The 14,350-nt window shown below is 64.3% G+C and carries 7 protein-coding genes and 1 pseudogene; 2 read left to right on the forward strand and 6 right to left on the reverse strand.

What is annotated here, in order from left to right:
- Positions 1–248: 248 nt before the first annotated feature.
- The 5 genes and pseudogenes from BTN82_RS17865 to BTN82_RS17890 form a co-directional block, all read right to left on the reverse strand.
- Positions 249–3,143, reverse strand: a complete 2,895-nt coding sequence (locus tag BTN82_RS17865) for a TonB-dependent receptor (RefSeq protein WP_081375492.1) — start codon at positions 3,141–3,143, stop codon at positions 249–251.
- Positions 3,144–3,198: 55 nt separating this feature from the next.
- On the reverse strand, positions 3,199–3,690 hold the full coding sequence (locus BTN82_RS31900) for a TonB-dependent receptor (protein WP_410002824.1): 492 nt from the start codon (positions 3,688–3,690) through the stop codon (positions 3,199–3,201).
- 29 nt (positions 3,691–3,719) lie between these two features.
- Positions 3,720–4,648, reverse strand: a pseudogene (locus BTN82_RS31905) (TonB-dependent receptor plug domain-containing protein); the annotation flags it as partial.
- Positions 4,649–4,751: 103 nt separating this feature from the next.
- Positions 4,752–5,705: a FecR domain-containing protein gene (locus BTN82_RS17885; protein WP_075120445.1), complete on the reverse strand. Its 954-nt coding sequence runs from the start codon at positions 5,703–5,705 to the stop codon at positions 4,752–4,754.
- Positions 5,702–6,214, reverse strand: coding sequence for a sigma-70 family RNA polymerase sigma factor (locus tag BTN82_RS17890; protein WP_075120446.1), 513 nt, complete (start codon positions 6,212–6,214; stop codon positions 5,702–5,704). The genes BTN82_RS17885 and BTN82_RS17890 overlap by 4 nt, the downstream gene beginning before the upstream one ends.
- Before the next feature lie 282 nt (positions 6,215–6,496).
- Between BTN82_RS17890 and BTN82_RS17895 the strand changes: the two genes are divergently transcribed.
- Complete coding sequence (locus tag BTN82_RS17895) at positions 6,497–8,215, forward strand: hydrogenase maturation protein (RefSeq protein WP_075120447.1); 1,719 nt, start codon at positions 6,497–6,499, stop codon at positions 8,213–8,215.
- 139 nt (positions 8,216–8,354) lie between these two features.
- On the forward strand, positions 8,355–11,642 hold the full coding sequence (locus BTN82_RS17900) for an AAA family ATPase (RefSeq protein ID WP_075120448.1): 3,288 nt from the start codon (positions 8,355–8,357) through the stop codon (positions 11,640–11,642).
- On the opposite strand, the gene BTN82_RS17905 is transcribed toward BTN82_RS17900, so the two are convergent.
- Positions 11,633–14,263, reverse strand: a complete 2,631-nt coding sequence (locus BTN82_RS17905; protein WP_075120449.1) for an MGH1-like glycoside hydrolase domain-containing protein — start codon at positions 14,261–14,263, stop codon at positions 11,633–11,635. The two genes, BTN82_RS17900 and BTN82_RS17905, sit on opposite strands and share 10 nt — an antisense overlap.
- Positions 14,264–14,350: the final 87 nt, after the last annotated feature.

Consider the following 14,350-nt stretch of genomic DNA (forward strand, 5'->3'; position numbering starts at 1 on the left):
CTCTTGAACAGGCGGTGTCCGTACCGGCGCCATCGCGAGCGAGTTCGCTCCTACAGGGGTGTGGGTACTTGTAGGAGCGAGCTCGCTCGCGAAAGATCGTCCAGCCTGCACCGGGCTCCCAGCCTGTATCCATCTACCCGGAACGCCCCGCTCCTGCCTGTCATGTGCAACTGAGCGGGCATTTTTATAGAGCGGCGTTTAGAACCATTGGTTACTAAAAGGCGTCCGGACCCTCGATCACCTATGGCTCAGAAGTTGTAACTGAGCCGCGTGTACAAGGTCCGCCCGAACGGGTCCGAATAACGCGGGTCGTAGCCGCTCTGGAAGGTGTAGGTCTGGTTGCTGAACGGCGGTTCGCGGTCGAACAGGTTCTTCACCCCGAGGGTCACGCCCAGGGCCTGGCGCCAGGTGTAGGTGCCGGCCAGGTCCCAGACGTTGTAGGAACCGACGCGGTCGTGGCTGTCGCGGTCGGAGTCGTGGTAGCCGCTGGTGTAGCGGTTGCTCAGGGTCGCGCCCAGCGGGCCCAGGTTCCAGGTCGCGTTCAGGCTGTGGCGCCAGCGCGCCACCGCGCCGGCCGAGGCGAAGTCGCCGCCGCGAAAATCCCCCAGCTTGTCGATGTACTCGCCCTTGAGCTGTTGCTGGTAGTCGTAGCGGGTGACGTAGGTGCCTTGCAGGCCCAGGCCGAATTCGCCCCAGGCCGTGGCCGGCAGGCGGTAGTCGAGGCTGACGTCGACCCCGCTGGTCTTCAGCTTGCCGAGGTTGGCCATGCCGGTGACCACATGATCGATGGAGCCGTCGGCCTTGCGCACCAGCCGGTCGGCGTACAGGTCGGGCTCGTCGAACGGCGCCGACTCGGGAAACTCGGCGATCTGGTTGGCGATCTTGATCCACCAGAAATCCAGCCCGGCGTTGAGCCGGTCGAACGGCTGGTAGACGAACCCCAGGGTCACGTTGCGCGCGGTTTCCGGCTTCAGCTCGGTGCTGCCGCCGGTGGTGCGGTTAAACTGCTGGGCGCAGTCGCGGTTGCCGATCCCGCCATTGGCCGGGGTGCCGCCGGGGCACAGCCGCGGGTCGTTGTAGTTGGCATTGGTGAAGGTGGTGAAGGTCGGGTTGTACAGCTCGTACAGCGATGGCGCGCGGAAGCCTTCGCTGTAGGCGCCGCGCAGCACCAGCTCCTTGAACGGCTGGAAGCGGAACGAATACTTGGGGTTGGTGGTGCTGCCGAAGTCGCTGTACTTGTCGTGACGGATCGCCGCCGTCAGTTCCAGGCTGTCGAGCACCGGCACATTGAGCTCGGCGTATTGCGCCTGCACGCTGCGGTCGCCCGCCACGCTGCCGTTGGGGTCGACGCCCAGGCTCTGCACGTTGCCGGCGAACGAGGCGAAATCCTGGTGGAAGTCTTCCTTGCGGTACTCGCCGCCCAGGGCCAGGGCCGAGGGGCCGGCGCCGAACCAGTCGCCGATTTCGCGGCTGACCCGGCCGTCGATGGCCTTGACCCGCCCGACCGCCGTGGCGTAGTCGCCGTCCACCGCGTTGGCTGCCAGCAATGCGTTGCCCGCCGCGGTCTGCGGGCCGAACGGGTTGATCACGCCCGTGGCGATGCCCTCGGACACCGCCACATCGTTGACGTAGCCGCTGCGGATACTGTTGACCACCTTGTTCTGGTTGTACGAGGCGCCGAGGTTGTAGTCCCAGCCGGCCGCGCTGCCGTCGAACGTCAACAGCAGGCGCTGGCCGGTGTTGTCGTCCTCGTGGCGCCGGGCGCCGACATCGGTCTCCCGCCAGTTGGCGGCCACCGGTTGCGTCGGGTCGAGGGCGAAGCCGCTCGGCCCCGGGGTGATGCCATTGCCCGGATAGAACGCCGTGCCCGGGTTGACCTGATTGCCCATCAGGGTGCCGGGGCCGATCTGGGTACGGTTCTCGTTGCGCGCCCAGAAGTATTCCAGGCTGACGTTGTGGTCGTCGCTGAGCTTGCCGGTGGCCTTGGCGAAGGCCGAGGTCTTCTCGGTTTCCGGCACCAGGTCCAGGTAGCTCCACAGGCTCTGGCGGCAGATGCCGTTGCGCGACAGCAGCCCCGGCGCATTGCAGCCGGAACCGACCAGCGGGTTGGTGGCATTGGCGCCCTGGCTCCAGTTGGCCGGCGAGGCGGTGCCGGAGGTGTAGTCCAGGCCCCGGCCCGGCTGGTAGTTGTAGGTGTAGCCGCGATCCTTGGCGGCCAGGCGTTCCTGCTTGTCGTAGCTGACCACGCCGAACACGTTGAAGCGGTCGTCTTCCAGGTCGCCGATGCCCCAGCTGCCGCTGAAGTTCTTGCTCTGGCCACCGCCGGAATGGGTCGGGGTGTCGTAGCTGGTGCTGACCTGGCCGCGGGTCAGGCTCTGCTTGGTGATGAAGTTGATCACCCCGCCGATGGCGTCGGTGCCGTACAGCGCCGACGCACCGTCGCGCAGCACTTCGACGCGGTCGATGGCGGCGAAGGGAATGGTGTTGAGGTCGACACCGGAGCCGTTGATCGCATTGGTCGCGTTGTTGCTCAGGCGCCGGCCGTTGAGCAGCACCAGGGTCTTGTTCGGGCCGATCCCGCGCAGGTCGGCAAAGGCCGCGCCGCCGCTGCTGGAGCCCACCGAGCGGCCCGAGCCGACCGAAGACTGGTTGGCGGAAATCCGGTTGATCAGCTCTTCGGTGGTGGTCACGCCCTGCTCGCGCAGCTGCTCGACCCGCAGGATGGTGACCGGCACCGCGGTCTCGGCATCCACCCGGCGGATCGCGGTGCCGGTCACTTCCACCCGCTGCAACTGGGTGATGGGCTCGGCGAACGCCGGGGCGCCGTCGGCCGGGCCGGCATCCGCGGCGATGATCACGCCCTGGGCATCCTGACGCGGTTTCAGGCCGCTGTCTTGCAGGGCCAGGGTCAGCGCCTGGCGCTGGTCGAGGTCGCCCTGGATCGCCGGCGCGTAACGGCCGGCCACCAGTTTCTGCTCGAAGGAAATCGGCAGCCCGGTCTGCCGGGAAATCTGCAACAGGGTCTGGTCCAACGGTCCGGCGGGCAGGTTGAACGGGGTATTCGCGGCCCAGGCCGGCACGCTATTCAACATCCCCAGCAAGGCCAGGTACAAAGGGGATCTACGGGTTACGAACGGACTCATGGACAACCATCCCTGCATTAGGTGTATGCAGGGATGTGCAACGGCCCAGTGGTTTTTATAGAGGCCGGTTTAGACCGTTGGATGCTGAGCTTATGCCCGCCGTCATCCCTTGTAGGAGCGAGCTTGCTCGCGATAGCGGTGGGCCAGATACGACGCCATCGCGAGCAAGCTCGCTCCTACAGGAATAGGCGGGGTTCAGCCACCGAAGTGGTAGCTCAGGTCCAGCCACCACTGCCGGCCGTAGGGGTCGTAGTTGCCGGTGGGGTAATACGGCCAGCCGCCGGAGTCGTCGCGCTTGACCTGGTTCAGCAGGTTGTTGACGGTCAGGCCGACGCTGGCGCGGTCGTTGAGCTTGTAGCGAGCGGTTCTCGTCGACTGTGGTCAGCAGGTCTTCGATCTGCACCCGCCAGTAATCCACCGACACATCGAAGCTGCGCGACGGCGACCAGACGAACCCATAGGTCCAGGACTTGCCGCGCTCGGACTTGAGGTCCGCGGTGCCGCTCTGGGTGTAATCCACCCGCCCGCGATCGCAGGCGCCCTCCACGCCCTGGCTGCAACGTAGTAGTCGATCTGGTCCGGGGTATAGCCATTGGTGTCGGCCTGATAGATGTAGTTCAGGTCCGGCGCGCGAAAGCTGGTGCCGCCGCGCGGGTTGACGTCGATGCCGCTGGCCTGTTCCTTGAGGATGATATTGACCACCCCGGCGATCGCGTCGGAGCCATAGATCGCCGAGGCGCCGCGGCTGAGGACCTCGATGCGGTCGATGACCGCCGAAGGGATATTGGCCAGGTTGGTGAAGTTGACCTGGCCGCCGTAGGCCGTCGGGTAGTCGGCCACCCGTCGGCCGTTGATCAGCACCAGTGTGTGGTTGGGCCCCAGCCCCGCAGGTTGAGGGCGCTGGCGGCGGGCTGGAAGGTGTTGCCGTAATCCTCGCCCTGGGTCATGCCGGTGTTCTGGGTCTGGGTCGCCAGGGCGTCGTAGACGTCGCGGTAGCCGCGGGCCTCCATCTCTTGGTGGGTAATCACGTTCACCGGGGTGGCGCCGTCGGACTGCGCGCGGGCGATGCGCGAGCCGGTCACCGTGACCTTGGCCAACTGTTGCTCGGGCGCGCGAGCGCTCGGCGCCACGCCGACCGGGGGGCTGGCCTTGGCACTGGCCGCGGCCTTGCGGATGGTCAGCCCCTGCTCGCTGTGCTGCGCCTCCAGGCCGCTGCCGCGCAGGGCCTGGTCCACCGCCTGGCGGCCGCCCAGGACGCCGCGGATGGCCGGGCTGCGCTTGTCCTGCACCAGGCTCTGGCTGAAGGAGATCGGCACGCCGCTCTTGCGGGAGATGTCCAGCAGCACCTCGTCCAGCGGCCCGGCGGCAATGTCGAAGGCCAGTTGCTGTGCCCCGGCCGGCGGGGCCCCGCTGGCGCCGCCCTGCACGCCGACGGCCAGGGCCAGGGCCAGCGACAGGCGAACCAGCGGCCGGCGCGACAAGGTGAAAACGTTCGATGAGCTCATGGGCGATTCCCTGCTGAATGCTGTTGCAGGGAATGAGCAGCGATCGCGGTGTTTTTATAGAGGAGCGCTTAGGCCAAGGGGTTATGGGGTTATAACCCGGCCATCACTTCGGCTCGATGCTGATCCAGTAAGGGCTGTGGTAATGGACGCGGATCGGCAGCGAACGCTCGAGCAATTGCAGGCTGCGGTCGCTGTCGTCCAGCGGATAGATACCGCTCAGGCGCAGGCCGGCGACCTGGGGGCTGAGGCGGATGATGCCGCGGCGGTAATCGCGCAGGCTATCGACGACCTCGCTCAGGGGCCGGTCGTGCGCCTCGAACACCCCCGAGGTCCAGGCGCTTTCATGGCCCTTGGCCCGCTCCAGCACCAGCAACCGCAGGCCGTCGAAACGCAGGCTTTCGCCGGCCTCGACCCGTTGCCGCGCGCCGTTGGCGGCCAGCACCTCGACCTGGGAATGCAGCATCACCAGGCGCGTCCAGCCCTCGCCCCGCTCCACCAGGAACTTCGTCCCCAGGGCCTGCATGCGGCCGTGCTCGGTCTCCACCACAAAGGGCCGTTGCGGGTCCTTGGCCACGTCCACCAGCAACTGGCCCGCGCGCAGTTGCAACAGCCGCTGCCGGGCATCGAACCGGGGCAGCACCTGGCTGCGGGCATTGAGGGTCAAGGCGCTGCCGTCGGCCAGGGTAAAGTCGCGACGCTCGCCGACGCCGGTGTACAGGGCGCCGGCCTCGGGCAACAGGCCGTAACGCCGGCCGAGCAGGGTCGCGGCCAAGGCCAGCGCCATCAGGCTCAGGCTGCCGCCGATAAAACGTCGGCGGCTCGAGGGCGCGTTCAGGCTGTGCAACAGGCTGTCCCGGGACAGGTTGCGCAGGGCCTGGCTACGCAACGCGCCCAGGCCGCCGCCCATCAGCGCGATGATCTGCTCGTGCTGCGGGTCGGCCGCGCGCCAGTCGTGGAACGCCTGGCGCTCCTGGGCATTCATCTGCCCGGATTGCAGGCGGGCCATCCATTGCGCCGCCTCGTCGACCAGTGCGTCGTTCGTGCGCACTCGGCTCATGCCTCGACCTGCGCCTGGTAACAGCGCTTGAAGGCCTCGACCATGTATTGCTGCACGCGACTGGTGGAGACCCCCAGCAGCTCGCCGATCTCGGCGTAGGTCAGGCCGTCGAGCTGATGGTAGAGAAAAGCCGCCTTGGCCTTGGCCGACAGGCCATTGAGCAGGCGATCCACCGCCAGCAACGCTTCGATCACCAGCGCCCGCTCCTCGGGCGAGGGGTGCACGGGCGTCGGCGCCAGGGTCAGGCTTTCGAGGTAGGCGCGCTCCAGGTCCTGACGCCGCCAGCCCTCGTAGACCAAGCGCCGGGCGATGGTGGTCAGCAGCGCCCGGGGTTCGCGAATGGCCGTGGGGTCCGGCAGGGCCAGCACCCGGACGAAGGTTTCCGAGGCGATGTCCTGGGCGCTGTGGTGGCAACCCAGGGCGCGACCCACCGAGGCGCACAGCCACTGATAGTCACGTTTGAAAATTTGCGCGATCAGCGGGTAATGAGGGTTCTGATTCGCACCCATGCCTTGCTCCCTCACGAGACAGCTCCGCCGTCTGGAAATCGTCTGTCTGCGTCGGAACAGGAACCGACCCAGGATTAAGGCAGCGACTGTGCAACAGCGCCTGAGGCATTTGAAGGAATTAAAAATTCACCGATGCTAACTAACGAGCATATAGCGCGCGACGCGCTTGATTGATCTCGGTCAGCAGGCGCCCCAGGCGGCCCCACTACTCTGGCGCCTCCATCGGCCAGGGACGGCTTTTCGGAACCGCCGGCCCCGCTTCATCCTCAAGGAAGAGTCGCTATGCAACCGCTGAAAATCATTCTGCTGTCCACCGCGTTCAACGGCCTGACCCAACGCGCCTGGCTCGACCTGCGCCAGTCCGGGCACCGCCCCAGCGTGGTGCTGTTCACCAGCGAAGACGAGGTGTGCCGGCAGATCGAACAGTCGGACGCCGACCTGGTGATCTGCCCCTTCCTCAAGGACCGGGTCCCCGAGCAGCTGTGGCGCCACCCTACTCGCCCGGTGATCATCATCCACCCGGGTATCGTCGGCGACCGCGGCGCCAGCGCCCTGGACTGGGCCATCAGCAAGAACCTCGAACGCTGGGGCGTCACCGCCCTGCAGGCGGTGGAGGAAATGGACGCCGGGCCGATCTGGGCGACCTGGGAATTCAAGATGCCCGCGCAGGCGCGCAAGTCCGAGCTGTACAACGGCCCGGTGGCCGACGCGGCGCTCCATTGCATCCGCGACGTGGTGGAAAAGTTCGCCAGCGACTTCGTCCCCGAGCCCCTGGACTACAGCCGCCCGCAGGTGCTCGGCCGCTTGCAACCGAACATGAAACAAGACGACCGCAGCTTCAGCTGGCACGACAGCGCCGCCTTCATCAAGCGCAACATCGACGCCGCCGACGGCCAGCCCGGAGTCCTGGGCAGCCTGGCCGGCGGCCAGTACTACCTGTACGACGCCCACCTGGATACCCGCAGCGGCACGCCCGGCACATTGCTCGCGGTGCACGACGACGCGGTCCTGGTGGCCTGCGGCGACCGCAGCCTGTGGATCGGCTCCCTCAAGCGCAAGGCCGCGCCCGGCGAGCCAACCTTCAAGCGACCGGCGCGCCACGTGCTGGCCGGTCAACTGGACAACGTGCCCCGCCTGGACTGGTCGATCGCCAGCGCGCCGTTCAGCGACGAGGCCTACCAGCCGATCCGTTACCGCGAGTCGGGCCAGGTCGGCGAGCTGACCTTCGAGTTCTACAACGGCGCGATGAGCACCGAGCACTGCCAGCGCCTGGTCAGCGCGTTGCAATGGGCCAAGGCCCGGGACACCAAGGTGCTGCTGTTCAAGGGCGGGCGCGGCGCGTTCTGCAACGGCGTGCATCTCAACGTGATCCAGGCCGCGCCGGTGCCGGGCCTGGAAGCCTGGGCCAACATCCAGGCCATCGACGAGGTCTGCAAGGAACTGCTGACGGCCCGCCAGCTGGTGGTCAGCGGCCTGACCGGCAATGCCGGGGCCGGCGGCCTGATGCTGGCCCTGGCCGCGGATGTGGTCCTGGCCCGGGCCGGCACGGTCTACAACCCGCACTACAAGAGCATGGGCCTGTACGGTTCGGAATACTGGACCTACAGCCTGCCCCGCGCCGTCGGCCACGCCATGGCGCAGAAACTCACGCAGGAGTGCCTGCCGATCGGCGCCTTCCAGGCCCTGCAAATGGGCATGGTCCAGGAAATCGGCCCGCGCTGCGCCGACGAGTTCAACCTGTGGCTGCTGCAACGGGCCAACGCCGTGCTGACCGAACCGAAGTACCAGGCCCTGCGCGAACGCAAGGCCAACGCCGACCCGCAACTGATGCAGCACTGCCGCAACGCCGAGCTGGAACACATGCACCTGGACATGGTGCAGAACCGCCACGGCTTCGCCGAGAAGTGCACAGGCTTCGTCCACAAGCACAAGGCCTGCCGCACGCCGCAGCGGCTGATCGAGGACTGGGCGGTGGCGCAGCCGGATGTGTTGCGGGCCTGAGGGGTCGGCACCCATCGAGTTCAAGCCAGCCGGCATCATGTTGCCTAAGGGCTTCATGGTGCATGCTGGCACATTGGATCCTATCCAGTTACATAGCTATGCTAGCGCCCCATCGTCTCTTTCCTGATCGTTCAACATCATGCCCAACCACCACTCGCTGCATTGGCTCCATCTGTCAGATATCCACTTTCATAAAAAGACCGCTTGGGCAGATAGCCGCGCACGCCGCAAGTTACTCGAGTTCCTGACCCGAAAGTTCCAGGACGGCAAACTGCCCAAACCGCAGTTGATCTTCTGTACTGGCGATATCGCTTTTGGTCAGACACCAGACTCTCCAATGCCTGAGCAGTACGCGCCGGCCAAGGACTTCTTCGACCAATTGCTTGCCTGTTGTGGCCTTGAGCGGGAGCGACTGTTCGTCGTGCCGGGAAATCATGATGTGAACCGCAAGAAAGTCCTCGCGGGCCAGCAACACCACCTGCGGACCATGGCCAAAACCTCCCAGCAGCACACCCAGGAAATCAGCTCCCGCTTTGACAGCCTGTCGGCAGAACTCAAGGAGGACATGAAGCGGATGGAAGACTATGGAGTCTTTACCGCGGAGTACCTGCCGCATCTGCATGACCCCATGCGACACCTCTACGCCCGACAGATCGATCTGAGCGGCGTCAAGATTGGAATCGCCGGCTTCAACTCCGCGTGGAGTTGCTACGACAACGACGACAAGGGGCAAATGTGGCTTGGTGCGGAGTGGCAGTTCAACTACATGGACAGCGCCCTGGAAGGGTCTGACCTGAAGATTGGCCTGATTCATCATCCCCGGGATTGGTTCAACCAGGCCGAAATCGAGATCATCAAAAAACGCAAGGCTCACGACTTCCAGTTCTGGTTGCATGGGCACAGCCACAATCCGTGGCTCGATCCTGGGCAACGCCTGATCAAACTGGAAGCGGGCGCCATAGGTGCCGACACCGATGACCAGTTCGGCTTCAATCTGGTCAGCCTCGATCTGCAACAGGGCAGTGGGATTGCCCATCTGTTCGAATACAAGAATGGCTGGAAAGCACAGACGGTTGCCGATATGGCAGAAGAAGACGGGCTCTGGCATTTCAAGCATTCGGTCCGCGCTGCCGCGACTCCAGCCGTCACAGTGCCGGACAGGGCAGAAACGTCACCCTTGGCTGCCCCCAAGAGTCCACCCGCTGATGCAGTCCCTGAACCGACAGCATTGTTCGGCCGGGACAAACTGATCGCCACCCTCACTGCCACGCTCAAGGAAAAACCTTCCATTGCGCTGTACGGTTTGAGTGGCAACGGCAAGACCACGCTGATCAAGGAGCTGCACCGACAGGCAGCCTTTCAAGGAACGGTCTTTGTCGATATTCACTCAAGTCGCCAGATGACCGCCGGCGAACTTTTTCGGCGACTGCTGGATGCGCTGAATAACCGTCGGGAAGATCCGCTTCCACCTAGCGGGAGTGTCGAGGAACAGGCGCAAGCACTTACACGACTCTATCCCCACACACAGAATGCATTCATCTGGATCGACGGTGCCCACCTGTTGCTTGAAAGGTCACAGTGGCGTAACCCTGAGATTCGTACGCTGCTGGCAGCCTTGATGAAGGCATTCCCTGACTGGCGCTGGGTCTATGAGCTGAGCGAAAAGCCGGAAGAAGGCAGCTTTGGTCGCGACTGCGCTATTCAGGAGATACCTGGGCTCGACCGGCCGGGCCTTGCCGCCCTTCTCGCAGCCAAAGCCCCCCAAGAACAAAAAGCTGAATGGACTTATACGGGCAATAATTTGAAAGCACTCTACCAATGGCTGGGTGGAGGACAGGGAGGCACCGCCCATACCCTGGCAATCGAGCTGCTCGCCACTATTGCGCTAGAGAGGAAAAGCACTCCCCTGGCGGTCTACCAGAACCTTCGCAATGAAGTCATCGAACGCCTGGATGAAAAACTGCTCAGCATTATCCACGATGAAGTTCTTGGTGATGCCGAACACCGGTTGCTCAAGGTTCTGGCGCTCTACCGCAATGCGATTCCGCAAGATCATGCCGACTACCTGGAGGACCGCCTGGGTATCCACGATGCCTGGCAGAACCTGAGAAAGCGCGGCCTGCTTCCCTTGGACAACAACAAAGACCACTACCTGCACGGCTTTATTGCCAGCTGGACACGGCAGAAAAAACTGGCGCTCAAGGATGCCGAGCTCACTCCCGACTACGCAGAACAGATCTCGGCGGAAGTAGCGGAAATGCATCTATTGATCGCCCATTGCTGGCAGCGCCAGATCGGCCGCCAGAAAGAGCAGATCAACTTCCAGCGGGCCAATGAAACCTTTTTTCACCTGCTGTGTTGCAACGAATTGGGAAACATCCAAGAGTGGATCGATCACCTGGCCGGCAAGGAAACCGGTTGGAGCAACGAGGCTCTATGGGCCATCTACCATCGGCGACGTGATGCAAATGAACCGATTGAGCGCCAGCAGGAAGTCCTGCAACTGCTGACCAACATTCATCCCCGCGAACACAAGGCCCAACGTTTCCTCGGCGAATGCCTGCAGAAAACACAAGGAAAAAACTCCGATGACGCCTTGCAGGCCTTCGAAAAGGCACTGGCGCTCAGTCCGCAATTCCCTCCCTACCTGGCCAATCTCGGCAAGCTCCTTTTAGGGAGGGGCAAAATTGGCGCAGAGGAGTTCCTGCTGCGACTTGAAGAACACCAGAAAGCCTATCCGGAGGCGATCGATAATCACGTTCAGTCCATTCAGAACCGCTGCCAGGAACTAGTAGGAGATACAAGCGAGGCCGCGCTTCAGCGGCGCCAGGCCCTGGACAATGGCAGCAAGAACCCTGCGCTCTATAACGAAGAAGCAAAATACCAGTTGGAACATTGCAACGATGCCAATGAAGCACTGCGCGTTTTAGATCTTGCCGACAAACGCCAGTGCTCCAACGATTACAGCCAAGCCATCAGGGGCAAAGTGCTCGAGGAGCTGGGTCGTGGTCCAGAAGCCTCCACTCATCGTCGCCAAGCTATAGACGACGGCAGCAAGAACCCTGCGCTCTACAGCGAAGAAGCTAGGTATCAGTTAGAGCAACGCAACGATGCCAATGAAGCACTGCGCGTTTTAGATCTTGCCGACAAACGCCAGTGCTCCAACAATTACAACCAAGCCATCCGGGGCAAAGTGCTTGAGGAACTGGGCCGGGGCCCAGAAGCCTCCAAGTTGCGCATAGCTAGAATCGAGGCGGGTGTTCACGACCCCGTGTTCTACGCAGATGAAGCGACCTACCAACTGGAAAAAATGCACGATCCCCAGGAGGCGCTGCGCCTTCTGGATCTGGCTTGCCTAGAACATTGCGACGACCATGTAATTCAAAGTATTCGGCGCAAAATATTGCAACGTAAAAATCAGCGCTGAAACAACAACGCCACCAGCGCCGTCCAGCCGGTCTGGTGGCTGGCCCCCAGGCCGCGGCCGGTGTCGCCGTGGAAGTATTCGTGGAACAGCAGCAGTTCGCGGTCCCGGGGGTCGGCCTGCAACTGTGCGTAGGCGCTCATCGACGGGCGCCGGCCCTCTTCGTCGCACAAGAACAGCCGGGTCAGGCGCTGGCTCAGGCTGTCGGCGACCTCTTCCAGGGACGCCAGGTAGCCGGAACCGCTGGGGTACTCCACGGAAAAATTGTCGGCGTAGTAGCGATGAAACTCGCGCAGCGACTCGATCAGCATGTAGTTGATCGGCATCCACAGCGGCCCGCGCCAGTTGGAGTTGCCACCGTACAGCCGTGAGTCGGAGTCGGCCGGCGCATAGCGGGCGCACAGTTGATGACCGTCGACCTTCAGGGCGAACGGCTGTTCGGCGAAGACCCTGGACAGCGAACGGATGCCGAAATCGGAGAGGAACTCGGCCTCGTCGAGCATGCGCTTGAGCAGGTCCTTGGTGCGTTCGCCGCGCAACAGGGCCAAGAGCATGCGGTTGCCCTGCCCCGGCTCGGTCCAGCGCGACACCAGGCTGGCCAGGTCCGGCCGATGGTGCAGGAACCCCAGCAGGCGCTCGCGCAACCCCGGCAAGCCTTCGTGTTCATGCTGTTCCAGCACCTGCACGGCGAACAGCGGCATCAGGCCGACGATAGAACGCAGGCGCAGCGGCTCGCTGCCACCGTCGGGGCGATGCAGCACGTCGTAGAAGAATTGGTCCTGCTCGTCCCACAGCCCTTCGGCACTGTCGTCCTGACGGTTGATAGCGCCGGCGATATACAGGAAATGCTCGAAGAACTTCACCGCGATGTCGACGTACACCGCGTTGCGCCTGGCCAGCTCCAGGGCAATGCGCATCAGGTCCAGGGCATAGGCCGCGACCCAGGCGGTGCCGTCGGCCTGGTCCAGGCTGTAGCCCGGCGGCAAGGGTGCCGAGCGATCGAACAGGGCGATGTTGTCGAGCCCGAGGAAGCCGCCCTGGAACAGGTTGCGCCCTTCGGCGTCCTTGCGGTTGACCCACCAGGAAAAGTTCAGCAGCAGCTTGTGGAAGACCCGCTCGAGAAAGTCCATGTCGCCCTGGCCGGCCAGGGCCTTTTCCCGCTGGTACACCCGCCAGCAGGCCCAGGCGTGCACCGGCGGGTTGGCGTCGTCGAAGCGCCATTCGTAGGCCGGCAATTGCCCGTTGGGGTGCATGAAGCGGTCCTTGACCAGCAGCAACAGCTGGTGCTTGGCGAACCCCGGGTCGATCAGGGCCATGGCCACCGCCTGGAACCCCAGGTCCCAGGAGGCGTACCAGGGGTATTCCCAGGTGTCGGGCATGGCCACGATGTCGAAGTTCGACAGGTGCCGCCAATGGCTGTTGCGCACCTGTGCGTGCGAAGCCGGCGGCGCGGGCTGGCCCGGGTCGCCGTCGAGCCACTGGTTGACGTCGAAGTCGTACAACTGCTTGGACCACAGCAACCCGGCCAGCGCCTGGCGCTGCACATTGCGCGCATCGGCCTCGGCGATGCCCTGTTGCAGCGCCGCGTAGAACGCGTCGGCCTCGGCCCGTCGCTGCTCGAACAGGCTCCTCGCGCTGACCTGGGCCGAACCGGCCGGGGCGAAGCGCAGGTAGACGCTTTTACTCTCCAGCCCGCCCAGCTCCAGGCTGAAGTGCGCTGCGGCGCGGGTACCGCCGTCGCGGGCGATGGCGCCCTCGCCGCCGCCCAGCAGGTAATCGTTGATCCCGTCCTTGAACGGGCCGGACGCGGCCAGGCCGTCGAGTTTCGGAAAGTTGGTTTCGTTGTTGCAGAACAGCCACTCGCAACGCTCCGGGCCCCAGGCCGTGACCTGCATCGGCGGGCGCCGCGGGTGCCGGGCCAGCAACTGCTCGCCGTCCAGGCGCAGGCTGGGCTTGTGCGGATCGCCGCCCCAGCTCCAGGTATTGCGCGCCCATACCTGGGGCAATACCCGCAGGCGCGCCGGTTGGTGAAAACGGTTGTGCACGGTGACCCGCATGAAGATGTCGTCGACGTCGTGCTTGGCGTACTCCACGGTCACGTCGAAGTAGCGATCGTCCTCGAAGACCCCGGTGTCGAGGATCTCGTACTCGGTGTCGTCGAGGCCGCGCCGGGCGTTTTCCCGCAGCAGGTCCTCATAGGGAAAGGCCGCCTGCGGGTACTTGTAGAGCATGCGCGCATAGGCATGGCTGGGCACGCCGTCGAGGTAGAAGTACAGCTCCTTGACGTCTTCGCCATGGTTGCCTTCGGCGTTGTTCAGGCCGAACAGGCGTTCCTTGAGAATGCTGTCCCGCTCGTTCCACAGCGCCAGCCCCAGGCACCAGTGCTGGGCCTTGTCGGAGAACCCCGCCAGCCCGTCCTCGCCCCAGCGATAGGCCCGGCTGCGGGCATGGTCGTGGGGGAAGTAGGTCCAGGCATCACCGTCGGCGCTGTAGTCCTCTCGCACCGTGCCCCACTGCCGTTCGCTCAGGTACGGCCCCCACTCGCGCCAGGGCTCGCCCGCGTCGCCAACCAGGCGCTGGCCTTCGACCGTTTCAAGGATGCTTGCCGCCGCTGCTGCCGTCATGGGGGTGTCCGTGAGCCATGGGAGTGACTGGCAGTGTAGGGGCTGGCGGCGTCGGCGGCCCATGACAAATGTTTCACAATGCGCGGC

Origin of the sequence: Pseudomonas chlororaphis (assembly GCF_001921865.1) — a bacterium.
Taxonomy (GTDB): domain Bacteria; phylum Pseudomonadota; class Gammaproteobacteria; order Pseudomonadales; family Pseudomonadaceae; genus Aquipseudomonas; species Aquipseudomonas chlororaphis_D.